A 24,185-nucleotide genomic window follows, 5' to 3' on the forward strand; every position below is an offset into this window, starting at 1 on the left:
CAGCGACCTTTGCGCGTCTGAAAAGACGCGCGGCGCTGTAGTGGCGGGCCGCAAAAGCTTCAGGCCCAGCTGATCTCGCGGGCGGCCTTGCGCTCCTTCGCCTCGTGACGCGCACGGAAGCTGGACAGGATGACAGCAACGGCGGCGGCGATATGCTTGCGCATCGGGTTTCTCCTTCTTTCGTGATCTTGGCTATGAACCCGATATGGCACGAAGAAGGCGGCGGAGCTGTTTCCGTGGGAACATCTCGAGCAATCCCAGAAAACCTGTGAAATGGCTTGCCGTCCGCAACGGCATCCCAAAATCGGCAGCCCCAAAATCGGCAGCGCGGAGATCAAACGACAACAGCCGGCCGCAGGGAACGGCCGGCTGTTGCGCTGGAGGTACTGCTGCGGAATTAGCTGCGGGCGATGATCTCGCGCCCGTCGATCTTCATGTGAACGCCAAGCGTGCCGGTGGAACGGCGCACGAGGAAACGCGGCCGGCGCTCGGCGAAGAAGGAGTGGCGGCGCCGCGGCTTGACCGGCGCGGTGCGCACGTCGCCGAGATGCTCTTCGAGGGGCCTTGCGACGCCATCCGCTTCGACCATCAGCATGGGAATGCGATAGGCCTCCGCCCAGGCGCGCCAGTCGGCCGCGATGTCGGACAGGTCGTGTGCGACGAGCAGCGGAACGCAGAGGTCCGGGTCGTCGTGATGAAGTTCCAGCGTCACTGTAACGTCTCCGTCGCCGTGATCGATCGCGCGAGCCGCGACCCCTTTGAATGCCCGCGCCGGCAGTGCGATCGAAAGCGGCAGGCCGCTCGATGGTAGCACCTTGCGCAGAACTGCGCCACGCTCGTCCAGGCTGATCGTGACATTACCCGTGTGACCGCGCAAGGCGTAGCTTGCCTGCTGTGGAAAGCGCTTCGGATCAAGACGGAGCGTGTTTTCGACCCATGCGGGTTGAGAGAGTGTGTTGCGCATTTCAATCGCCCTTGTTTTTCCTTGAGAGCCGTTTCCGGTCTTCTCGTCGGGACTTTTTCGTCCTCTATGGGCTGAGAATAGGCGCCCCCCTTTCCGAACGGCTTAAGAATCGCGGTTAAGAAAACTTTGCGTTTTTCGATGGTTAGCAAAAGCCGACCGCTCAGGGTTTCTGTTTCGTCAACGGGTCGGACGGTCTTGTTCCGATCGGACGCAACAAGCGGCCTGTCGGCGGCCGGCCAAAAGCCACACACAAGCCAGTGCTGCAATCATGACGCGTCAGAATTCTGTTTCGGGGTTGGTTCGGCCGCCCCATGGGTAACCGACGGGGCCAGGCATGGTATCGACCTATCTCGACTATAGTCGCATCACGCGTGATTTGCGCAGCAGCCTCAATCGTGTTGCCCAGCAGCCGCAGATCGCGCGCGAGGCCCAATATTACCGGGAAAACATCGACCGCGTGAAAACCGTCGACGCGTTCCTCGACGACTACCGGCTCTACTCCTACGCGATGAAGGCGCATGGCCTGGAGGACATGACCTATGCCAAGGCCTTCATGCGCAAGGTTCTGGAAAGTGACCTGAAGGACGATAACAGTTTTGCCAACCGTCTCACGGATGAACGCTACCGCAATTTTGCGCAGGCCTTCAACTTCAGTTCGGCAACCGCGGTGGCTCAAACCAGCGCACAGCAGGATGCGCTGATCGGCCTCTACAACGACCGCATCAACGATCTCGATACAGTCATGCGGCAAGAGATGGCCTATTTTGGCGCGGCCATGGATCTGGTCACCGATGTCGACCAGTTCCTGGGCAACGAAAAGCTGCGCTCCTTTGCCTTCACCGTGTTCGGACTGAACCCGAAGACCTTTTCGTACACGGAAGTTCGCAATGCGTTGACCAGCGATCCCGCGACCTTGACCGCCAACCAGACGGCAGCCAAGACGCGGTTGACCGAAGCGAGCAAGCAGCTGACGGATCTCGGCGCGCGCGACACCGCTCTCGCCCAGATCGTCAGCCTGACAGCCCAACTGGCCGCGGCGCCCGATGCCGACAAGCCTGCCATCCAGACGAAGATCGATGAGCAGAACGCAATCGTCACCGACCTCGATGCACGGCTGCCGCCGCGCGACCAGGCGCCGGCGCTGAAGACGCAGCTCTCCCTGGAGGTGAACACGCTTGCCAGGCAGATCAGCAGTCTCGATATCTATATCCAGCTCGCCTCGACATTCAATTTCAATGCCGACGGCAGCGTGCCTGCCGGTGAGAAGGCGATCAGCGACGAAAAGAAGGCGCTGCTCAACGAGGCCTATGTCTTCCTGCGGCCCGGCGTCACACCGTCGGGCGCTGCACGATTGACCGGCGCCGGGGCGCTGCTCAACAAGGAATACTACGAACAGAAGATCGGCAGCATTACCAAGGTCTCGGACCTGATCGCCGATAACCGCCTGCTCAACTACATCATCACCGCCTTCGGCTTGCCGTCCGCGACGACGATGCCCTCTACGGTCGAAAACATCCTCACCAGCGACATCAACGACCCGGAGAGCTACGTCAACAAATATGGCGGCGAATACAACGCCGCCTACAAGAAGATGCTTGCCGCCTTCAACCTCCAGACTGACGGTACGCTGCCAGCCGGCAAGACCGCGCAGGATGCGGACCAGATGAAGACGACGTCCGACGGCTACATGGTGCGCTACAACGACAAGAGTGATGCCGAGGACGAAGCGCTGGTCAAACGCTTCAAACTCCTGATCGGCACGATGAAATCGGTCGACGAGTTGCTCGCCAACAATGACATGAAGAAATTCATGCTGCGCGCCTTCGGCCTCGATAATGAGGATCTGAGCAGCCGAACGCTGAAGCGGATTCTGACCAGCGACCTCAACGATCCCAGAAGCTATGCCAACACGCTGCGCGATGAGCGCTACGTCAAGCTGGTAAAGGCATTCAACTTCAATCCGGACGGCACGCTCGGCGCACCAAAGTTGGCGCAGAGCGAAGCCGACATCATGAATACGGCCAAGGCCTATGTGATCGCCAAGTCCCGGTTCGGCACGGATGAAGAGAAGAAGGTCGCCAAGGTCAAGGCGCAGGAGGAAGCCAAGTACTACACGGCCGAGATCGAGAAGATCGAGACGCTCGACGCCTTCCTGGCGAACCGGCGGCTGGTCGATTTCGTGCTCGTCGGGTCCGGCATCGATCCGGGAACGGTCAAGACCGAATACCTCAAGGACATGTTCACGTCCAACCTGGACGATCCCAAGAGCTTCATCAATACCGATCCGAACGGGCTGAAGTACCGCGGGATCGTCGCCTCCTTCAACTTCGACACAGACGGCAAGATCGTCCGGGGCGAGGCCGGCCAGATCCAGACCCGGCGCGGATTGATCACCACGGTCGACCTCTATCTCAATCAGTCGCTCGAGGAGTCCGAAGGCGCCGACAACGGCGGCGTTCGCCTGGCGCTCTATTTCAAGCGCAAGGCCCCGGAGATCAACACGGCTTACGACATCCTGGCCGAGACCGCCCTGTTCCAGGTTATCAAGACGGCCTACAGCATGCCGGAGGGGCTGCAGAACGCCAAGATCGAGGCGCAGGCCGCCTATATCGAGCGCGTCGTCAACATCAAGGATCTGCAGGATCCCGGGAAGCTCGAGAAGCTCCTGCAGCGGTTCACGGCACTTTATGACGTCGAAAACAACACGGACGTATCACCGGGGCTGGCGATCCTCAGCGGTAGCGGCGGAGGCGGCGTCAGCGCCGAGACGCTCCTGTCTCTCTCGCAGTTGCGCGCAGGCGGTCGCTGAGTCAGGTTGCGTAAAGTGCAGCGAGCCCTTTGCGGCAGGTGCTTAAGCCTGCCGCAGAAGACTGCCCGCTTCACCGGTCGGCGCGCAGCACCTTGTCAGGGTTCATGATGCCCGCCGGATCGAAGGCGTGCTTGATCCGTTGCATCAGCTCGATCTCGATCGGTGCGCGGATTTCTGCGAGCTCGTCGCGCTTCAGCTGGCCTATGCCGTGTTCGGCCGAGATCGAGCCGTTATATCTCAGAACGATACCGTGCACGATCGCGTTGATCTCGCGCCAGCGATCGAGGAAGGCCTGCTTGTCGGCGCCGACCGGCTGCGAAATGTTGTAGTGGATGTTGCCGTCGCCCATGTGGCCGAAAGAGCAGATGCGCGCGCCTGGGATCGCCTTCATGACGGCGGCGTCCGCCTCCTTCATAAAGGCAGGAATGCTGGAAACGGGCACTGAGACGTCGTGCTTGATCGAGCCGCCCTCGGGTTTCTGCGCCGGCGACATGCTTTCGCGCATATGCCACAGCGCCTTGCCTTGCGTCTCGTTGGCGGCGATCACGGCGTTTTCGACGAGACCGGCGGCAAAGCCCTGTTCCAGGAGGTCGTTGACCATGCGCTCGGCGCTTTCGGCCGAATCCGAGGTCGAGATGTCGATCAGCGCGTACCAAGGATGGACGGTGTCCATCGGGTCGCGAACGCCGGGAATATGTTTCGTCGTGAATTCGACGCCGAGGCGCGGCATCAGCTCGAAGCCGGTCAGCGCCGGCCCGCAAAGGCTGGCGGCCTTTTCGAAGAGAGCGAGCGCATGCTCCACACTGCCGACACCGGCGAAGGCTACCTGATGTCCAAGCGGTTTCGGGAATAGCTTGAGCACCGCGCCGGTGATGACGCCGAGCGTGCCCTCGGCGCCGATGAAGAGGTCGCGCAGGTCGTAGCCGGTATTGTCCTTCTTCAGCCGGCGCAGCCCGTCCCAAATTTCGCCGGTTGGCAACACGACCTCGAGGCCGAGGCAGAGCTGGCGCATGTTGCCATAGGCGAGCACCGCCGTGCCGCCGGCATTGGTGGAGAGATTGCCGCCGATACGCGCGGAGCCTTCCGATCCGAGCGACAGCGGGAACAGGCGATTGTGATCGTCCGCTGCCTTCTGGATGTCGGCGAGAATGCATCCGGCGTCCGCGACGATCACGTTGCCGACCGGATCCACGTCGCGAATCCGGTTCAGCCGTTCGAGCGAAAGCACGATGTCCGCTTTGCCTTCCCGCGGGATCTGTCCGGCCACGTGGCCGGTGTTGCCGCCCTGCGGTACGATCGCGGTGCGGGTCGCGCTGGCGAGTTTCATGATGCGAGAGACTTCGTCGACCGAACCGGGGCGAAGCACCATCGGCGTCGTGCCGCGAAAGAGCCCGCGGGATTCGACGAGATAGCGCGCCTTGTCCGCTTCGGCGGTGAGCGCATTGGCGCTGCCGACGATCTCGACGAAGGAGGCGATGAGTTCAGGAGAGGGAAGGGTCGTCATGAGTCTGCCTTCGCACTGCGCTTGAGCGCGCTATCGGATCGGTCGATCTGAAGACACGATCCTCGGTTCCTATCGGCTGCGATCATAACCGCAATCGCGGCCGTCCGGTGAGGGCGGGGTGCGGAGGAGAAGCCGCACGCGATCTCACCCTCGCGGCGCCGCCGCACGCTGCAGCCGGTCGATGATCGCTTCTCCCAATCCTTCCGAAGGGATCGGCCCGAAGGCGATCGTCGCAGCGCCGCTGGCGTCGGCCCGCTTCATGTAGTCGAAGAGATTGGCTGCCGCTTCGTGAAGATTTCCGGTCGGGCTGAGATCGAGAACGATGGCCGCCTGTTCCTCGCCGGCGATCCGGCCGCCGCCGTAGCGGATCAAGGCCTCGCCCGCACGCACATCGGCAACATCGAGCCTGACGGCCGCGCCGGGCGCGTAGTGGGAGGCCAGCATGCCCGGCGCCTCGATCGTTGCTCCCGCCGTTTCCGGTCGGATCACCGGACGATCGAGCAGGCGCTCGATTTCTGCGGCATCGAGGCCGCCGGGGCGGAGCAGCCGGATCTCGTCGCCATCGACCTTGATGATCGTGGACTCCAAGCCGATTTCGGCCGGGCCTGCGTCGAGGATCAGTTTCAGCTTTTCGCCGAGATCCGCATCGACATGGACCGCACTGGTCGGGCTGATCTTGCCCGAGGTGTTGGCGCTGGGCGCTGCGAGCGGCCGCCCGAAGCGGGCGATCACCCGGCGCGAAAAGCCGTCGGGCATGCGGATGCCAAGCGTGTCGAGGCCGGCCGAGGCCAGCGCATGCACGCTGCTATCGGGCCGCTGCGGCAAGATCAGCGTCAGGGGTCCGGGCCAGAAGGTTTCCGCCAGGCGTCGGGAAATCGGGTCGAAGCGCACATGGGCCTCGGCCATCGCCATGTCGGAGACATGCGAGATCAGCGGATTGAAGCGCGGCCGGCCCTTCATCTCGTAGATGCGGCTGATCGCATCGGGATTGGTGGCGTCGGCGGCAAGGCCATAGACGGTTTCGGTGGGAATCGCGACCGGTTCGCCTTCGGCAAGAACGGCGCAGGCGCGTTCGATCGCGCGGTCCGGTTCCCTGCCTGTGTCGATGATCTCTGCCATGCCGTTTCCTTTCCGACGCTTCCTTAACGGACGTGCCGGGAAAACAGAACGATTTTTTTGGGGGCGTTCGGTTGCTGCCTCAGAGACTGCGGATAATGCGGCGCAGCGCGGAGTCCCGGGCACCCAGCATCAGCACGTTCTTGAGAGCAACCTTGGGGTCGTCCGTGCGGAAGAGGAGCCCGTTGTCGCGGACGTTGCGGTTGATGACCATCTGTCCGTCTTCGGCGTTCGGCTCGATCGCGACCGCGAAATACATGCGGGAATAGCCGCTCTGGATACGGTCGAAGAAATGCGTCTCATCACCAAGGTCGCTGAAGAAATTGGCGAAGTAGAACGACCAGTTGATGTCCTTGGAAGGCGTGACCGCCGTCCGCGCCGCCGTCACATGGCAATAGCCGAGATGCGGCTTGCCGACGAGCGTGCGGTGAAAAATCAGCTTGGGAAACTGGATCGAGGCATGAAAGCCGTTGATCCGCTTGTGCGTCGTGTCACCGGCGGTCGCGAGCTTCTTGCCGGTCCTGTCCGCGACTTCTTCGTAGCTCAGATACCGTCGCTCGCTCGGCAGCCATTGCCGGCGGTTGATCCTGCCGGTGCGCAGAAACTCGGTGTGCACGGCCGTCTTCGGCATGACCGCCGGCGGCTTCTCGGCCGCAGCGTCGTAATATCTGAACTTTGCCATGATCGTCAGTGCGCCGTCTGCCTGCCGGACATCTTCGTCCGCCGGCAAGCCTAGTGGCTTATGGTTAATGAAGGATTTCCTTTCGTTCGCGGAAGATGCCCCTGCACATTCATGGGAATGTCGCAAACGGGCGAAGCCTTCCTGTGTCTGCGTCATGTCAGTCACAAAAGCCGGCATCTGCCCAATTTTTGATCTATCTATATGTTTATAAAGTGAAAAATTCTCGCATCCGTTTCCAAAAGGCGGTTTCGATCGTGTCGTCATTCTGGAATTGAATGTCGCTATCCGGCGCCTGCCGAGGCGCCTTCCGCGCTTACATATCCTTACTCAAGGTGTCGTCTTCCAAAGGGGAAGGCGGAGAATTGGGAAGCCGGTCAAATCCCGGCGCTGCCCCCGCAACGGTGGTGGAGCGAAAGCCTCGGCAAAAGGCCACTGGACGGTTTTCCGTCCGGGAAGGCGCCGGGCTGGTCCTTCGAAGGACGGCTCCTGAGCCCGGAAACCAGCCTTGACAGACATAACCGTAACGGGTTGCGGCGGGCAGCCGGATCGGAGCCTAAAACGCATGGGCGTGCGCCCATGCGGGTTCCTGTCCTGCCTCTCCGAAACATGGCGCATGAGGACAGGACATGGATACCAAGACCGATATGCTTCGCAAGCTGAAGGGCCGGCGTGACGGCTACAGCCTCGATCGGGCCTTCTACATCGACCCCGACTATTACCGGCAGGACCTGGAAAACATCTGGTATCGGGATTGGCTGTTCATCGGCCACGATTGCGAAATCCCGCGGGCCGGCAACTATTTCACCGTCCAGGTCGGCGACTATCCGGTCGTCATCACCCGCGATCGCCAGGGCACGATCCGCGCGCTCCACAACTCCTGCCGCCACCGCGGCTCCCGCGTCTGCACGCAGCACAAGGGCTCTTCGGCAAAGCTCGTCTGTCCCTATCATCAATGGACCTACGAGCTCGACGGCTCGCTGCTCTTCGCACGCCAGATGGGCGAAGACTTCGACAAGGCAGCCCACAGCCTGAAGCAGATCCATTGCGAAACGGTCGGCGGCTACATCTTCATCAACCTGTCGGAGACGCCGGCGGATTTCGCCGCCTTCCGCGAGCTGGCATTCCCCTACCTCGCGCCGCACCGGCTGGGAGAGACCAAGGTCGCCTTCGAAAGCACCATCATCGAAAAGGGCAACTGGAAGCTCGTCTGGGAGAACAACCGCGAGTGCTACCACTGCGCCGCCAATCACCCCGAACTCTGCCGGACCTATCCGGAAGCGCCGACCGCGACCGGGGTGCAGGGCGCCAAGGACGATCCGGTGATTGCCGCCCATTGGGCGAAGTGCGAGGCCGAGGGCCTGCCGAGCGAGTTCCGGATGTCGCCGACCGGCCAGTTCCGCGCCGCGCGCATGCCGCTGGTCGATAATGCCGAAAGCTACACCATGTCGGGTGCGCCCGCCGTAAAAAGGGCGCTGTCGGCCGATGTCAGGCAGAAGCAGATCGGCACGCTCCTGATGTTCCATTACCCCACGACCTGGAACCACGTGCTTTCGGATCACGCCATCACCTTCCGCGTGTTGCCGCTGGGGCCGGAACTCACGCAGGTGACAACGAAGTGGCTGGTCCACAAGGACGCGGTCGAAGGTGTCGACTACACGCTCGAGGATCTGACTCATGTCTGGACCGAGACCAACGACCAGGATCGCCAGATCGTCGAGGAAAATGCCTTCGGCATCCGCTCGCCGGCCTATGAGCCCGGTCCGTATTCGCCGGAGCACGAGGGTGGCGTGATGCAGTTCGTCGAATGGTACTGCAAGTTCATGGAGCAGCGCCTGCAGGGCGATGCGGCTCCGCTCTCAAAGGTCGCCTGACATGCAGATGGCGTCCTCCTTCCATCATTTCGACGAACTGCATGTCTGGATCGACCGGCAGCAGATGCTCGAATGCACATCGGCGGTTGTCGAAACCGCCGATGTCATGACCTTCACCTTCCGTGCGGAGAAGCCCGCCTGGTTTCGTTATCTGCCCGGCCAGTTCGTCACCCTCGAATTGCCGGTCGCCGACGAACCGGTCATGCGCACCTACACCCTGTCGTCGACGCCATCGCGACCGCTGTCAATTGCCGTCACGGTGAAGGCGCAGGCCGACAGCGTCGGCACCCGCTGGATGTTCGATCACCTGAAGCCGGGCATGAAGCTCCGGGCTTTTGGACCGCTCGGAGATTTCAGCTTCGTCCGTCATCCCGGCGAAAAGTACCTGTTTATCTCCGCCGGATCCGGCATCACCCCGATGATGTCGATGACGCGCTGGATGGCCGACTGCGTGCCGGAGACCGATGTCACCTTCATCTCCTGTGCTCGCCGGCCGGACGACCTTCTGTTTCGCTCGGAGCTCGAGGTTCTGGCGACACAGATGTCCGGGCTGAACCTCGGCTTCATCGTCGAGGGGCACGAGGCGCGTCACGGCTGGCATGGCCTGCGCGGCCGCATCGACGGTGCCAAGCTACCGTTGCTCGCTCCCGACTTCCAGGAGCGCACGGTGTTCTGCTGCGGTCCGGAACCGTTCATGCGCGGTGTGCGCGAGATGCTGAAGGCAGCCGGCTTCGACATGGCCCGCTATCACGAGGAGAGCTTCCAGCCGGCGGCAGCACCTGCCGCGGAAGAGATCGCCGTGCGCGCCGGTGCCGGCGATGATGGTGAGGTTCAGGCGGCCAAGGTCGCCTTCACCATGAGCGGCAAGGAGGTCGAGGCGAAACCCGGCCAAACGATCCTGCAGACGGCGCGTGCCAATGGTGTGAGGATCGGCGCTGCCTGCGAGGGCGGTATCTGCGGCACCTGCCGGGTGATGAAGGTCGCGGGCGAGGTCGAGATGAACCACAATGGCGGTATTCTCGATGACGAGATCGACGAGGGCTACATCCTCGCCTGCTGCTCGCGGCCGCTGGGAGATGTCCAGATCGAAGCCTGAAGGATCAGGGCGTGTTGCAGGGCGCAGGCTTGATTGCAACGCGCCGTAGCGTGTCGGCATTGGCAACTGCGCTGCCACAACCGCCCTGTGCCGCGTCATCGGCGGCGACCGCCACCTGTAGGGCGCGCTCGTGGCGAGCGAAGTCGATCGAGCCTGTCACCAACATGTCGACGCCGCTGCCGGCGCCGCTCGTGGCACCGGCACGGCTGACAAGCAGCGGCTCGCTAAGCGTTGCGGTCGCCCGTGCGACCGCGTGCATGCCCGTCCCTTGCTCGGCTTGAGCGACGAGGGCGAGCGGCAATGGCTTTTCAGGCAGCAAGGCACCCTGCGCCCAAATCGCTTTCAGCGCCAGCGGCGACATTGCAGCGACATTCACGTCGATATCGTCGAGCGTCCCCGGTACCCGGTAGGGGCAACGCCGCTTGCCGCAATTGATGCCGGACGAGAACTGCCACAACGCATAGCTTTCCCAATTGCCCATCGGGAAGACCTGGCGGATATCCGGCTTGTAGCGCGCGTACCAGAGCGGCAGGCGCGACAGCAGCCGGTGCTTGGCGCGGTGCGCGGCGATATATTTGGCCGTGATGTGGTTGGTATAGAGGATCGGATAACGTCCGGTGCGGGTCTTGACGTGGCCGGCGAAGATCGCGGCATCCTCTAGCGACATGTATTTCTCGGCATCGATGCCCTCGAGATCGAGAACCATCAACTCGTCGTCGCGCGGCTCGGCGTAGTCGAGGAAATGGTTTGCTTGGTCGACGGGATTGCCGGGACGGGCGAGATGGTAGGCACCCCACAGCAGCCCGTGCGTGCGGGCGATCATGCGTCGGGTCTGGTAGAGCTCGCGGCTGACTGCGTATTTGCGCCACATGGTCTTGCAGTGGTTGAAGGTGTCGCCGTTGTGGTCGCCGGTGCAGGAGAAGCTTTCGGGCAGGCCGTCGGAGGCCTTGGCGATGAAGCCGGAGATGCGCTTGTCCGCAAGCATCGTTTCCCAGTCGATGCTGTTCATCTCATAGGCATCGACGATGATGGCGTTGGACTTGGTCTTCCAGGGCTCCAGTTCACCGGCGCGTGCGATCGCCGCCGCGAAAGCCAGACCTAGAAAGGTCGCGAGGCGCAGAATCATCCCTGTGGTGGAGATATACCGCTTTGCCATTCTCTGAGATTGCCGACAGTATCGTTAATGTATCGTAAATCCCAGCCCCCGAGGCGGACTGTGCTGGAGCGGCGCGCGAAAGTATACCGACCTCCGGCTGTATATGAGCAATGCCTTGCATAATATTGGTGTGTCGCGTGATGCCTTCGACGCCGACAGGCGGATGAACGAATGCGCCAAAGCCGTCACTGCTGCCGATCTGCAGCTGCTGATCCGCAGCAGCCGCGATGCCTGAAGATGGAACAAAACCGGTGACTTATGCGTTGCTGGTTGGCTTCGGATTTCCCGGCTGAGGGTCATCCCCGGTTTGCAGCGAACCGGGTGAAATCACGCAGAGGCTGAAGTTCCCGTGGTTGCCCGATTTTTCGGCACCCTGCGGAGCGTGGATTCGGTTATGGAGGTTTTGATGAAGACTTTGCTGAAGACCGGGAAGAGCCGGTGGTTTTCTTCGATCATTGCCGTGGCAGTCCTGATGACGTCCGCGGCCCCGTCGCAGGCGTTCATGCCGACGCCGCCGCGCGTCGAGCGGCAGAACGACGCGACGAACGTTCAGTATCGCAGGCCGGGGTATGAACGCCGCGGCAACTATTACTACTACAATGGCTACCGCGGTTATAACTACCGCCGTCCGGGATACCGTTACTATAACGGTTGGTGGTACCCGATGGCCGCCTTCGGCACCGGCGTGATCATCGGCGGGGCAATCGCCCAGCCTCCGCGCTACGAGCGTCCGGCTCCCGTCTATGGCAGCCGCCATGTGCAATGGTGCGCCAACCGGTACCGGTCCTACAGGGCCTATGACAATACTTATCAGCCCTATGGCGGCCCGCGCCAGCAGTGCTATTCGCCCTATAGCTAAGGGTGAGCAGGGCCGGGGGCTTTCGCCGCCGGCCTCTTCTCTGACATTCAAAGAATCCCGATCCGCCTGAGGATCCACCAGGCAAAGCCCATGGAAAACGCGATGAACAGCGCGGCATAGAGCGTGCCGCTGCCATCGGCGAAGGGGAGCGCCCCGGTGTTCATGCCGAAGAAGCCGGTCACGAGCGTCGGCGGCAGCAGGAACGCGGTCATCAGCGACAGGATGTAAAGGTGGCGGTTGGTCTCCGAGGAGATCTTGCTGTCGATTTCTTCGTGCAGCAGTCGTGCCCGTTCCTGCAAAGCGAAGACGTCGCGGTCGACCGCCTCGAGCCGGTCCGAAAGCCGCTCGGCAACGTCGATGAAGCCGGGCGGCACCTCGTCTTCATCCGAGGCGGCCGCCCGCCTCAGCAAAGCCAGGATCGTGCGCAGATGCCGATGAAGCCGCACCACCGTGCGGCGGAGCGGCGCAAGCCCCGGCTGCTGGCGATGTCCCGCCGCCCCATAGACATGATCCTCGATGACGTTCAGCTCCTCGGTCAATTCCAGAACCAGCGAGATCAAGGTGCGCTGGAACTCGACCACGATCATCTCGAAGAGGTCGATCGGGCGGGCACATTTCGTGCTCTTCTCCACGGCCGCCTTGACGCGGTCGATGCTGCGCAGCGGATGCAGGCGTGTGGTGATGATGATCCGGTCGCTGACGGCGAAATGCAGCCAGCCGATCGTCTTGGTCACGGCATCGAAGGTGCGCTCGAAGTCGACGAGCGTGCCGTGTACGATATCATCCGAAACCGTAATCGCGGCCTGCGTGTCGTGGCTGGTCAGCGCGGTGACCGCGAGTGGCGGAAGGTTGCCGATCCGCTCGATGAGGGCAGGCGTGCGTGCATCGGAGAGCGCCAGATGAACCCAGACCCATCCTTCGCCGGTCAGCAGGCTGTCGACCGAAGCGTCGGTGGCGATGCGCTGGCAGCGGCTTTCGCCTGGCAGGAAACGATAGGCCCAGACGATGCCGGGTATTTCGGGGGAAATCAGGTTCATCTGAACGCCTTGGCAAAAGCCTTATGCCTTGGCTTCTATGCGCCGTTGATGACAGTTTTGTTACAGTCGAAGCGGCGCGACGTCGTGGCAGAGTGCGGCAATTGACGTTGACGTTTACGTAAAAATCAATAGTGTTCGGCGCAACGAGGATGCGCCCTGCGCGACCTGGCTATCTGGGAGGATCATCATGTACAAGGCACCCGTCGACGAGATCGCGTTTACGCTGAAACACGTGGCAGGCATGGGCGACGCGCTGCAATCGGGTGCGCTCGGCGACCTCGGCGAAGATCTGGTCGATGCCATCCTGTCGGAAGCGGGCCGATTCGCGACGGAGGAGGTGGCGCCCCTCGGCGACGTCGGCGACCGTCAGGGCTCGCGTCTGGTCGAAGGAAAGGTCGAGACGCCGGATGGCTGGCGTGACCTCTATCACAATTGGATCGCTGGCGGCTGGAACGGGTTGACGGCTCCAGAAGAATTCGGCGGCCAGAACCTGCCGCACATGCTGCATGTCGCCGCCATGGAGATGTGGAACGCCGGCTCCATGGCCTTCGCGCTTGGTCCGACACTCACCATGGGCGCCGTCGAGGCGCTGGAAAAGCACGGCTCTGAAGCGCTGAAAGCCACCTATCTGCCGAAGATGGTCTCTGGCGAATGGACCGGCACGATGAACCTGACCGAGCCGCATGCCGGCTCCGATCTCGGCGTGCTGAAGACCCGCGCCGAGCGCCGCGACGACGGCACCTACCGCATCTTCGGCCAGAAGATCTTCATCACCTGGGGCGAACACGACTTCACCGACAACATCATCCATCTGGTGCTTGCCCGGCTTCCCGACGCGCCGGCGGGGACGAGGGGTATTTCGCTCTTCCTGGTGCCGAAGTTCCTGGTCAAGGATGACGGTTCGCTCGGCGAACGCAATGATCTCTTCTGCCATTCGCTCGAACACAAGCTCGGCATCCACGGTTCGCCGACCTGCACGATGATCTACGGCGACGGCAAGTTCGGCGCAGAGAAGGGCGCGATCGGCTATCTGATCGGCGAGGAAAACCGCGGTCTCGCCTGCATGTTCACCATGATGAACAATGCGCGTCTCGCCGTCGGCATGCAGGGCGTCGCCATCGCAGACGCCGCCACCCAGAAGGCGATCGCCTTTGCCAAGGAACGCACCCAGGGCAAAGCGCCCGGCTGGACGGGGCAGGGCATGAGCCCGATCATCGAGCATCCCGATGTCGCCCGCACGCTTCTGACGATGAAGGCGCTGACGCAAGGGTCGCGCGCGATCTCCTATGCCTGTGCCCACGCCGTCGACATGGCGCATGCGGCTGAAGGCGAAAAAGCAAAATACTGGCAGGAGCGCTCCAGCCTGCTGACGCCGATTGCCAAGTCCTTCTCGACCGACGCCGGCGTCGACGTCGCCTCGATGGGCATCCAGGTGCATGGCGGCATGGGCTTTATCGAGGAAACCGGTGCCGCCCGCTACCTGCGGGACGCCCGCATCGCCCCGATCTACGAGGGCACCAACGGCATCCAGGCGATCGATCTCGTCACCCGCAAGCTGCCGCTCTCCGACGGCGCGCATGTGCGCGGCTTCATCGGCGAACTGCGCGAGATCGCGCAGGCCGTGCGCGCCTCGAACCGGAATGGTTTCGGCGAGACGGCGGCGCGCCTTGATGCGGCACTGGATGATCTTTCGGCTGCGACGGAGTGGCTGATCGCGGCCGTCGCCGGCGGCAAGCTCGCCGAAGCGCTCGCTGGCGCGACGGCCTATCAGCGCCTGTTCGGCCTGACGCTGAGCGGCGCCTATCTGGCGAAGGGCGGTCTGGCCGAAGTGGCTGACGGCAAGGAAGACCAGCGCATCGCACTCTGCCGCTTCACCGCCGAAAACCTCCTGGCGGAAACGACCGCCCTGAAGGATCGTGTCGTCAACGGCGCCGACAGCCTGGCCGTCGCCCGCGCCGTTCTGGCTTGAGAGGAATTGTCATGACCGACCACGTGCTCATCGAGCGGCCGGAAGCCTATCCCGGCGTCCAGGTGATCCGCTTCAACCGGCCGGAAAAGAAGAACGCCATCACCCGCGACATGTACGCGAAGATGACCAATGCGCTGACGGTTGCCTCAAGCGATCCGGCCGTGCGCGCCACCGCCTTCCTGGGCACCGATGGTTGTTTCTCCGCCGGCAACGACATGGCCGATTTTCTCGCCTTCGCCATGGGTGGCTCCATGGGCATGGAGGTGATCGAGTTCCTGAAGGCGCTGGCGACCGCAACCAAACCCATCGTCTCGGGCGTCGATGGCCTGGCGATCGGCATCGGCACGACGATCCATCTGCATTGCGACCTGACGATCTCCTCTGAACGTTCGCTGTTCAAGACGCCCTTCGTCGATCTGGCGCTGGTGCCGGAAGCCGCGTCGAGCCTGATAGCGCCGCGCATCATGGGCCATCAGCGGGCTTTCGCCTTGCTTGCGGCGGGCGAGCCGCTCGATGCCAAAGGTGCGTTGGACGCAGGGCTGATCTGGAAGATCGTCGGCCAGGACGCGGTGGAAGAAGAAACGCTGGCACTCGCCGCCCGTCTCGCCAAAAAGCCGCCGGAAGCGCTTCGCATCGCCCGCGACCTCGTCCGTGGCGACCGCAACGACGTTCTTGCGCGCATCGACGAGGAAGCCAAGCATTTCGCCGCGCAGTTGAAGAGTGCCGAGGCGCGTGCCGCATTCGAGGCCTTTATGCGCCGCTGATACGTCTTGCCCATTGCGAGGCGAGATACGGGTGCCGAACGGCGCCCGTTTTGCGTTCGGGGGGATGTCCTAGCCTCCGGACAGTAAAGATCGCGTTGCCGTCGGCATCGCGAACTTGCATAGTTCAATTTTAATTTGTTCTTAAATAGCGATCGCTAGCGTGCGGCGCGATAGGCCTATCCTCACTTCGAGAGGCCCCAGCCGCATGAAGCATGGCTGGCTCCGCCTTCTGGCATGTTCAACGTTTTCCGTACGCATCTGCTCGCCGTCATCCAGACGGGCGAAGGGTGCTGCGCGAAAATCATCGAGAGCTCATGTCCGGCGGTGAGCGCCGGCACCCATTGGGAGCCCATCTTGTCCAAGCGATCGAACCTCATGACGCGCATTCTGGTTGCCGCGTCCTGTGTCGTTGTCGGCGCCTTTGCCGGCTTTTCCGTTTACATCGACACGCTGCAGCGTGGCACCACGACCAAGGCCGTCGAGGAGAACATTGCCTCATCCGGCACGCAGGCCGCCCAGAGCGTCGCCAAGTGGCTGAACGGCCGCGTTACGCTGACGGCGATGGTGGCCAATGCCACCGGCAACGTCGCGGACGATAGCGCCATCCAGCCGATCCTGAAGAACGACGTTCTGACCAGCGAGTTCATGTCGACCTATGTCGGCAATGAAAGCGGCAAGTTCATCACCTGGCCGGACAATCCGATGCCGGCCGGCTACGATCCGCGCCAGCGCCCCTGGTACCAGCAGGCCGTCAAGGCCGACGCCCGCGTCTTGACCGAGCCCTATGTCGACGCCTCCAGTGGCGCGCTGATCATCAGCGCCGCCGTCCCGGTCAAGCGTGATGGCAAGCTCTATGGCGTTGCGGCCAGCGACTTTTCGCTCGATACGCTGGTGGCAATGATCAAGGGCGTCGATGTCGGCGGTGAAGGCTTCGCCTTCCTCGCCAGCAAGGACGGCCAGATCCTCGTGCATCCGGATGCCAAGCTCGTCACCAAGTCGCTCACCGACGCCTTCCCGATCGACACGCCGACGATCGGCTCCGGCATCATGAACACCGAGCTCGGCGGCAAGCCGATGCTGGTGAGCTTCGTTCCGGTCCAGGGTCTGCCGTCGGTCGAATGGTATGTCGGCTTCGTCATTGATGCCGACGCCGCCTACTCGGCGATCGACCAGTTCCGCATCGCCGCCACCATCGCCACCATCCTGGCCGTCGGCGTGATGCTGGTCTTCCTTGCGACCTTCCTCAACCGTCTGGTCATCCGTCCGGTGACGGAGATGACCGGCGCGATGGAGAAGCTCGCTTCGGGCAACCACAACGTCGAAATTCCCGGCGAAGAGCGTACCGACCAGATCGGCTCGATGGCCGCGGCCGTCGCCATCTTCAAGGCGAATGCCGTCGAGCGTGCCCGTCTCGAAAGCGAAGCGGATGCGAACCGTTCGCTGTCGGAACGTGAGCGTCTGGAGCGCGAGGCGCAGAAGGCGCGGGATGCGGCGGAAATCCAGCAGGCCGTCGATGGTCTGGCGTCCGGCCTCGGCCGCCTGGCCGAAGGCGATCTCGCTTACCGGATCGACAACCCGTTTGCCGATCGCCTTGACCGTCTAAGGGCCGACTTCAACAACTCGGTCGCCAAGCTGCACGACACGCTCCGCGCTGTCGGCGCCAACGCCCGAGGCATCGGTGCCGGTGCAACGGAAATCCGCTCGGCCGCCGACGATCTTGCCCGCCGCACCGAGCAGCAGGCAGCCTCGGTCGAAGAGACTGCTGCTGCTCTGGAAGAGATCACCACGACCGTCAAGGATTCCGCCCGCCGGGCCGAGGAAGTCGGCGCTCTCGTTGCCCGCACCCGTGCCGGCGCCGAGAAATCAGGCGAAGTCGTTGCGAACGCTGTCGAGGCGATGCACGCGATCGAGAAGTCTTCGGGCGAAATCTCCAACATCATCGGCGTCATCGACGACATCGCCTTCCAGACGAACCTGCTGGCGCTGAACGCCGGCGTCGAAGCCGCCCGTGCCGGCGAGGCCGGCAAGGGCTTTGCCGTCGTCGCCCAGGAAGTGCGCGAGCTTGCCCAGCGTTCGGCCAATGCCGCCAAGGAGATCAAGGCGCTGATCACCACCTCGGGCAACCAGGTGCGCAACGGCGTGACGCTCGTCGGCGATACCGGCAAGGCGTTGGAGACGATCGTCGCCGAAGTCCAGGAGATCAACAAGCACGTGAGCGCAATCGTGACCGCGACGCGCGAACAGTCGACGGGTCTTCAGGAGATCAACACGGCCGTCAACACCATGGACCAGGGCACCCAGCAGAACGCGGCGATGGTCGAGGAGCAGACGGCGGCAAGCCATGGTCTCGCCTCCGAAGCCGCTTCGCTCAATGCGCTGCTCGCCCAGTTCAACCTCGGCGAAGTGCCGACGGTAAGTGGTGGCCGTCGTCGCGCGGCTTGAGCGGAGCTCAGCGTGGCCATCGACAGAACGCTGCAATAACAAAGCGATAAGACCACTGTCGTGAATCGGTGTCGCAAGTGCTTCAAGCCTGACATGACAAAGGCCCGGGAAACCGGGCCCTTGTCATTGGGGTGTTCTTGACGCCGTCCGCCGACTTCTCGGCCTTGTCTTATTTCTCCAGTGTCGCCACCGCCTCGACATGAGACGACCAGAGGAACTGGTCGATCGGCGTCACCGAGGTGATGCGGTAGCCGGCGGCGGTCAGGATCGAGAGGTCGCGGGCCAGCGTGACCGGATTGCAGGAAACGGCCACGATCTTCTTGACGCCGGAGCGGGCGATCTCTTGGCATTGCGCCTCGGCGCCGGCCCGCGGCGGGTCGAAGACGATCGCGTCAAACACCTTCAACTCCTGCGCCATGACCGGGCGGCGGAAGAGGTCGCGCTTTTCGATCGTCACGGGCTTCAGCCCTTGCGTGTTGCGCGCGGCGAAATCGAGCGCCTTGAGCGCCTTGTCCTCGCCCTCGACCGCATGAACGCGCGCCTTGCGGGCGATGCGCAGTGCGAAGGTGCCGCAGCCGGCAAAGAGATCGGCGACGCGCTTGGCCTTGCCGAGATGGTCGAGCACCAGCTTCGCCATCGCTTCCTCGGCTTGCGCCGTCGCCTGGGTGAAGCTGCCTGGGGGCGGTGAAACGGAAACGCCGCCGAAATCGATCACCGGTCTCACCGGCTCGACGATGATTTCGCCATTGAGGCTGACGCGGGCGATGCCACGCTCGCCAAGCACCGCTTCGACCGTGCGGCGGCGCTCGCGGTCGTCGAGCTTCTTGATGCCATCGACAGCGAGGTCGAGGCCGGAGAGCGTTTCGAGCACGGTGATACGGAAAGGCTCGGCATTGACGGCCATCGCCGTGCCGATTCTGGCGATGGTTGCGAGCTTCGAGACGATGCCCGGGCTCGCGATCGGACATTCGGAGATCGCGACGATGTGGTGGCTTTCGGCCTGGTTGAAACCGAGAAGCAGATCCTTCTCGGTCTTGCGGGCAGTGAAGACCGCGCGCCGGCGCTGACCCGGCTGGGCGGTAATGAGGGGGGCCACCTCGGGCTTCAGGCCTTTCGACTTCAAGGCAGCGATGACGAGATCGCGCTTGAAGCCGTGATAGAGCGTGTCTGACGCATGCTGCAGCGTGCAGCCGCCGCAGGTGCCGTTGACACCATCGGGCCCGAAATGCCGACAGTGCGGCTCGATGCGCTCGGGTGACGGTTCCCTCAGCGAGATCAGCGTGCCGTGCGACTTGTTGACCGCGAGCGCCACACTTTCGCCGGGCAGCGTGAAGGGCGCATAGATCGGCCCGTCAGGGCCTTCTGCAATACCGTCGCCCTGGGCGCCGAGCCGGTTGATGGTGACGGTCTCGGTGCTCATGGCTTCTTGCCCGCCAGCAGGAATTCGACATTGCCGTCGCCGCCGGCAATGGGCGAGGGGATGAGGCCGAGGCTCTGCCAGCCCATGTCCTCCACAAGCCAACGTTCCAGTTCGGCAGCAACGGCCGGAGCGCTGTCGGGATCCTTGAGCAGCCCCGCCTTGCTGATTGCATCGCGGCCGGCCTCGAATTGCGGTTTCACCAGCAGGATGCAGTGCGCGCCGGGAAGCGCCATCTCGAGCGCCGGGGGGAGGGCGAGCTTCAGCGAGATGAACGAGACGTCCGAGACGACGAAGGTGACTTCTCGGTTGTCGACGTCGTCCTCAGTCATCGCGCGGGCGTTGAGGCCCTCGATGCTGGTGACACGCGGGTCACCTTCGATGCGCGGATGGATCTGGCCGTGACCGACGTCGATGGCAACCACGTGCTCTGCCCCGCGCTTCAACAGCACTTCGGTGAAGCCGCCGGTCGAGGCACCGATATCGAGACAGCTTTCGCCCGAGGGATCGAGCGCGAAATGATCGAGTGCCGCGACAAGTTTCAGCGCCGCGCGGGAGACATAGTCCTGCGCCGGGTCATCAATGGTGATCGTCACGCTTTCGGCGAACATCAATGACGGCTTGGTCACTGTGCGGCCATCGACCTTGACGGTGCCGCGCTGGATCGCGTCTCGGGCGCGGGCGCGGCTGGCGACCAGTCCCGTGTTGAGCAGCAACTGATCCAGGCGCACCCTGTTTCTGTGTTCTTCATTCTGGCGTTCTTCTGACATGTGCTTCTCATGGCGACTTGCCGCCCCAATGGCAAGCCCCTCGCGCTCGGAGCGATGACCCGCTTTGGGCTTAACAGCTAGGAAACCCAAGAAATCGGGGAATACTTACCGTCCGCCGCCTGCGCCACGCTACACCAGTTGCCTCCGCCGAGTGGTTCAACCCCGCAGATCTTTGTCTCGTGGGAACACAGCGATGGCGCAGACGGGAACTCCGACGGTATCCACAAAAAGCAAAACCCCGACCAGAGCCGGGGTTTTGCTTTTAAACGGGGCGCCGTTCGTGTCAGCCGGCAGCGCCGATGCCGATATCCTGCTTCTGGCCGAGCGCCTTGAAAACAGTAGAGACGATGCCGGCACGGTCGAGACCGGCGGCGGCATACATCGCTTCGGGCTTGGCCTGCTCCATCCAGATGTCGGGCATGACCATCGGGCGGACCTTGAGGCCGCCGTCGAGCAGGCCGTCTTCAGCGAGAAACTGCAGCACATGGCTGGCGAAGCCGCCGACGGCGCCTTCCTCGATGGTGATCAGCACCTCATGGTTACGGGCCAGCTGGCGGATGAGGTCATGGTCAAGCGGCTTGGCGAAGCGGGCGTCGGCAACGGTCGTCGAAAGGCCGGCGGCATCGAGGTCTTCTGCGGCCAGCAGACAGTCGGCAAGGCGCGTGCCGAAGGAGAGCAGCGCCACCTTCGATCCCTGCTTGACGACGCGGCCCTTGCCGATCTCGAGGATCTGGCCGCGCTCCGGCATTTCGACGCCGACGCCCTCGCCGCGCGGGTAGCGGAACGAAATCGGTCCGGCATCATAGGCGGCGGCAGTGCGCACCATGTGTTTCAATTCCGCCTCGTCGGCGGCGGCCATCACGACGAAGCCGGGGAGTGTGGCGAGATAGGTCGTGTCGAAGGAGCCTGCATGGGTCGGACCGTCGGCGCCGACGAAGCCGGCGCGGTCGATCGGGAAGCGCACGGGCAGCCCCTGGATCGCCACATCGTGCACCACCTGGTCGTAGCCACGCTGGAGGAAGGTGGAGTAAAGCGCTGCAAAGGGCTTGTAGCCTTCGGAAGCAAGACCGGCGGCAAAGGTTACGGCGTGCTGCTCGGCAATGCCGACGTCGAAGCAGCGCGACGGATGGACCTTGGCGAATTTGTCGAGACCGGTGCCGGACGGCATTGCGGCGGTGACGGCGACGATCTTGTCGTCGAAACCGGCTTCCTGCGTCAGCGCATCGGCAAAGACCGAGGTATAGGCCGGGGCATTCGGCTTGGCCTTCGCCTGGGCGCCGGTGATGACGTCGAACTTGTTGACCCCGTGATACTTGTCGGCCGCGGCTTCCGCCGGCGGATAGCCCTTGCCCTTCTGCGTCACCACATGGATCAGCACCGGACCCTTGGCATTGTCGCGCACATTGCGCAGCACCGGCAGGAGATGGTCGAAGGAGTGCCCATCGATCGGGCCGATATGGTAGAAGCCCATCTCTTCGAAGAGCGTGCCGCCGGTGACGTAGCCGCGGGCATGCTCGACAGCGCGGGTGATCGCCCGGTCGACGGTCTTGCCGAGATAGGCGGTCAGCTTCTTACCAACCTCGCGGATGCCCATATAGGTGCGGCCCGAGGCAAGGCGTGCCAGATAGGCGCTCATCGCGCCGGTCGGCGGCGCAATCGACATGTCGTTGTCGTTGAGGATGACGATCAGGCGGGCGTCGAGCGCGCCGGCATTGTTGAGCGCCTCATAGGCCATGCCGGCCGAAAGCGCGCCGTCGCCGATGACGGCGATGACGTTGCGGTTCTTGCCGTCGAGATCGGCGGCGACCGCCATGCCGAGGCCGGCAGAAATCGAGGTCGAGGAGTGGGCGGCGCCGAAGGGGTCGTACTCGCTCTCGGCACGGCGGGTGAAGCCGGAAAGGCCGCCTTCCTGGCGCAGCGTCCGGATGCGGTCGCGACGGCCGGTCAGGATCTTGTGCGGATAGCACTGGTGGCCGACGTCGAAGATCAGCCGGTCATCCGGCGTGTTGAAGACCTTGTGGATGGCAATCGTCAGTTCGACAACGCCGAGGCCGGCGCCGAGATGGCCGCCGGTGCGCGACACCGCGTCGATCATTTCCGCTCGGACCTCACCGGCAAGCTGCGGCAGATCCTTGTCGTCGATCTTCTTCAGATCGTCGGGGAAAGTCACCTTGTCGAGCAAGGGAGTAGCCGGCATCGGATTGGTTGGCAGTTGTGTCACGCTGCATGCCTCATGCGCGCCGTGGGGTCAGGCGCGCGATAGTTGGTGGTACCGTCGAAGCGGCTCTTTAGACGCAATCGTTGCTGAATGCAAAATTAGGCGTTCCTGCGTCGTCAACCAAGAGACTAGCGCATGATTCTGTGAATCGAAATCGATTCAAGCGCCATGAGGCAATGTTGCGCGGTTTTATGCGCTTATGCCGTTCTACTTGCGGTCGAGATCAGCTTTCGGGCAGCGGAACAAATTCTTCCTCGTCGCCGGGCACGATGTCGAAGCGGCCGGTGCGCCACTCTTCCTTGGCCTTCTCGATGCGCTCCTTGGAGGAGGAGACGAAGTTCCACCAGATGTGGCGGGCGGAGCCAAGTGCTGCACCGCCGAAGAGCATGACGTGACAGCCCTCAGGCCCGGCGGTCACCGTGATCTCGTCGCCCGGACGGAAGACGAGCAGCTGGTTGTCGGCAAAGTGGTCGCCGGCGATGATCGCCTCGCCGGAGAGAATGTAGAGCGCGCGTTCTTCCCACTGTGCGGCAAAGGGGGCGCTTTTGCCCGGAGCGATGTTGAGGTCGACATAGATGGTGTCGGTGAAGACCGAGACGGGCGACTTCGCGCCTTCGAAATTGCCGAGGACCACCCGCGCCTTGATGCCGTCATCACTCATATGCGGCAGCATGCGCTCCTCGGTGTGGCTGAAAATCGGGTCGATTTCTTCCTTGTGGTCGGGTAGCGCCAGCCAGGTTTGCAAGCCGGAGATCGAGCGGGCGTGGCCGCGCTGGTTTTCCGGCGAGCGCTCGGAATGCACGATGCCGCGGCCCGCGGTCATCAGGTTCACGTCGCCGGGGCGGATGACCATCTCGGTGCCGAGGCTGTCGCGATGCTTGATCTCGCCGTCGAAGAGAGAGGTGACGGTCGAAAGCCCGATATGCGGATGCGGGCGCACGTCGATTGCCTCGCCGGCGCGCAACAGCGCCGGACCCATGCGGTCGAAGAAGATGAAGGGGCCGACCAGGCGCCGCTTCGCCGACGGCAGGGCGCGGCGAACCTGCAGCCCGCCGATATCGCTGGTGCGCGGAACGATCAGATGTTCGATGGCGTCACAGGCGGGTTTGTCGCCGGCGAGCGGATCGGGGCCTGGAAAGAAAGACATGGCGCGTGCTCCCGTTTCTTGCTGTCATATCAATAACTAGCGCCTGCGCACTGAGGCGGCTAGGGACCAATCCGATACGAAGCGTTTCCGCGGAGCAATCAATCCGCTTCTCAATCGGCGTCGAGCGGCTCCACGCCCTGCGGCTTGCCGGCGCGGTCGAGGCGGATCTTTTCGATGCGGTCTTCGGCAGCCTTCAGCAGCGCCTCGCAATGCTTTTTCAGCGCTTCGCCGCGCTCGTAGATCTCGATCGACTTGTCGAGGGCGACGTCGCCGCGCTCCAGCGCCGAGACGATCCGCTCCAGTTCCTCGACGGCCTGCTCGAAGGTGAGGGCGGAAACGTCCGGTTGCGTGGTGTTGTTCATGG

General features: G+C 63.1%; 19 protein-coding genes and 1 riboswitch. Of the genes, 8 read left to right on the forward strand and 11 right to left on the reverse strand.

Annotated elements, in window-relative coordinates; genetic code table 11:
* Nucleotides 1-397: 397 nt before the first annotated feature.
* Entirely contained in the window at nt 398-964 is a 567-nt protein-coding gene (locus tag AC3WWH_RS04155) for a DUF6101 family protein (protein WP_057250756.1), read from the reverse strand.
* Between the two features lie 334 nt (nt 965-1,298).
* Between AC3WWH_RS04155 and AC3WWH_RS04160 the strand changes: the two genes are divergently transcribed.
* Nucleotides 1,299-3,773, forward strand: a complete 2,475-nt coding sequence (locus tag AC3WWH_RS04160) for a DUF1217 domain-containing protein (RefSeq protein ID WP_058320402.1) — start codon at nt 1,299-1,301, stop codon at nt 3,771-3,773.
* A 70-nt stretch (nt 3,774-3,843) separates the two neighbouring features.
* Here the strand turns inward: AC3WWH_RS04160 and AC3WWH_RS04165 are convergent, their stop codons facing one another.
* The 3 genes from AC3WWH_RS04165 to AC3WWH_RS04175 form a co-directional block, all read right to left on the reverse strand.
* On the reverse strand, nt 3,844-5,277 hold the full coding sequence (locus tag AC3WWH_RS04165; protein WP_057250752.1) for an FAD-binding oxidoreductase: 1,434 nt from the start codon (nt 5,275-5,277) through the stop codon (nt 3,844-3,846).
* 144 nt (nt 5,278-5,421) lie between these two features.
* A complete protein-coding gene (locus AC3WWH_RS04170) occupies nt 5,422-6,396 on the reverse strand; it encodes an L-threonylcarbamoyladenylate synthase (RefSeq protein WP_057250750.1) in 975 nt (324 codons plus the stop codon).
* A 79-nt stretch (nt 6,397-6,475) separates the two neighbouring features.
* Nucleotides 6,476-7,075, reverse strand: a complete 600-nt coding sequence (locus AC3WWH_RS04175; protein ID WP_492376894.1) for a DUF6656 family protein — start codon at nt 7,073-7,075, stop codon at nt 6,476-6,478.
* 313 nt (nt 7,076-7,388) lie between these two features.
* A riboswitch (cobalamin riboswitch) is annotated at nt 7,389-7,597 on the forward strand.
* A gap of 104 nt (nt 7,598-7,701) precedes the next feature.
* Here AC3WWH_RS04175 and AC3WWH_RS04180 point away from each other — a divergent pair.
* Entirely contained in the window at nt 7,702-8,946 is a 1,245-nt protein-coding gene (locus tag AC3WWH_RS04180; RefSeq protein ID WP_057250748.1) for an aromatic ring-hydroxylating oxygenase subunit alpha, read from the forward strand.
* Nucleotide 8,947: 1 nt separating this feature from the next.
* On the forward strand, nt 8,948-10,042 hold the full coding sequence (locus AC3WWH_RS04185; RefSeq protein ID WP_057250745.1) for an FAD-binding oxidoreductase: 1,095 nt from the start codon (nt 8,948-8,950) through the stop codon (nt 10,040-10,042).
* Nucleotides 10,043-10,046: 4 nt separating this feature from the next.
* Here AC3WWH_RS04185 and AC3WWH_RS04190 read toward each other — a convergent pair whose 3' ends face one another.
* Complete coding sequence (locus AC3WWH_RS04190; RefSeq protein WP_082615826.1) at nt 10,047-11,198, reverse strand: glycoside hydrolase family 25 protein; 1,152 nt, start codon at nt 11,196-11,198, stop codon at nt 10,047-10,049.
* Nucleotides 11,199-11,301: 103 nt separating this feature from the next.
* On the opposite strand from AC3WWH_RS04190, the gene AC3WWH_RS04195 reads away from it, so the two are divergent.
* Both AC3WWH_RS04195 and AC3WWH_RS04200 read left to right on the forward strand, forming a co-directional pair.
* Nucleotides 11,302-11,433: a hypothetical protein gene (locus AC3WWH_RS04195; RefSeq protein WP_255570933.1), complete on the forward strand. Its 132-nt coding sequence runs from the start codon at nt 11,302-11,304 to the stop codon at nt 11,431-11,433.
* A gap of 171 nt (nt 11,434-11,604) precedes the next feature.
* Nucleotides 11,605-12,057 (forward strand): BA14K family protein, encoded by a 453-nt coding sequence (locus tag AC3WWH_RS04200; protein WP_057250743.1) that lies wholly within the window; start codon nt 11,605-11,607, stop codon nt 12,055-12,057.
* 47 nt (nt 12,058-12,104) lie between these two features.
* Here AC3WWH_RS04200 and AC3WWH_RS04205 read toward each other — a convergent pair whose 3' ends face one another.
* Entirely contained in the window at nt 12,105-13,094 is a 990-nt protein-coding gene (locus AC3WWH_RS04205; RefSeq protein WP_058320401.1) for a transporter, read from the reverse strand.
* 187 nt (nt 13,095-13,281) lie between these two features.
* Here AC3WWH_RS04205 and AC3WWH_RS04210 point away from each other — a divergent pair, with 187 nt between their 5' ends.
* The 3 genes from AC3WWH_RS04210 to mcpU all read left to right on the forward strand — a co-directional run bounded on the left by AC3WWH_RS04210 (nt 13,282) and on the right by mcpU (nt 18,269).
* The gene (locus AC3WWH_RS04210; protein ID WP_058320400.1) at nt 13,282-15,063 is read left to right on the forward strand and encodes an acyl-CoA dehydrogenase family protein; all 1,782 of its coding nucleotides are present in this window, start codon (nt 13,282-13,284) and stop codon (nt 15,061-15,063) included.
* Nucleotides 15,064-15,074: 11 nt separating this feature from the next.
* Nucleotides 15,075-15,827: a crotonase/enoyl-CoA hydratase family protein gene (locus AC3WWH_RS04215; RefSeq protein ID WP_058320399.1), complete on the forward strand. Its 753-nt coding sequence runs from the start codon at nt 15,075-15,077 to the stop codon at nt 15,825-15,827.
* Nucleotides 15,828-16,181: 354 nt separating this feature from the next.
* Nucleotides 16,182-18,269, forward strand: a complete 2,088-nt coding sequence (mcpU, locus tag AC3WWH_RS04220) for a methyl-accepting chemotaxis protein McpU (protein ID WP_492376895.1) — start codon at nt 16,182-16,184, stop codon at nt 18,267-18,269.
* A gap of 169 nt (nt 18,270-18,438) precedes the next feature.
* Here the strand turns inward: mcpU and AC3WWH_RS04225 are convergent, their stop codons facing one another.
* The 5 genes from AC3WWH_RS04225 to AC3WWH_RS04245 form a co-directional block, all read right to left on the reverse strand.
* The gene (locus AC3WWH_RS04225) at nt 18,439-19,689 is read right to left on the reverse strand and encodes a class I SAM-dependent RNA methyltransferase (RefSeq protein ID WP_058320398.1); all 1,251 of its coding nucleotides are present in this window, start codon (nt 19,687-19,689) and stop codon (nt 18,439-18,441) included.
* Nucleotides 19,686-20,456 carry a TlyA family RNA methyltransferase gene (locus AC3WWH_RS04230; RefSeq protein ID WP_058320397.1) on the reverse strand — a complete coding sequence of 257 codons (771 nt, stop codon included), beginning with the start codon at nt 20,454-20,456 and terminating at the stop codon, nt 19,686-19,688. Before AC3WWH_RS04230 ends, AC3WWH_RS04225 begins: the two co-directional genes overlap by 4 nt.
* Before the next feature lie 283 nt (nt 20,457-20,739).
* On the reverse strand, nt 20,740-22,653 hold the full coding sequence (dxs, locus tag AC3WWH_RS04235; RefSeq protein ID WP_057250732.1) for a 1-deoxy-D-xylulose-5-phosphate synthase: 1,914 nt from the start codon (nt 22,651-22,653) through the stop codon (nt 20,740-20,742).
* A gap of 244 nt (nt 22,654-22,897) precedes the next feature.
* Nucleotides 22,898-23,821, reverse strand: coding sequence for a pirin family protein (locus AC3WWH_RS04240; RefSeq protein WP_058320396.1), 924 nt, complete (start codon nt 23,819-23,821; stop codon nt 22,898-22,900).
* Between the two features lie 110 nt (nt 23,822-23,931).
* A complete protein-coding gene (locus AC3WWH_RS04245; RefSeq protein WP_058320395.1) occupies nt 23,932-24,183 on the reverse strand; it encodes an exodeoxyribonuclease VII small subunit in 252 nt (83 codons plus the stop codon).
* Nucleotides 24,184-24,185: the final 2 nt, after the last annotated feature.

Source organism: Ensifer sp. EB106-03-01-XG145 (assembly GCF_058792075.1).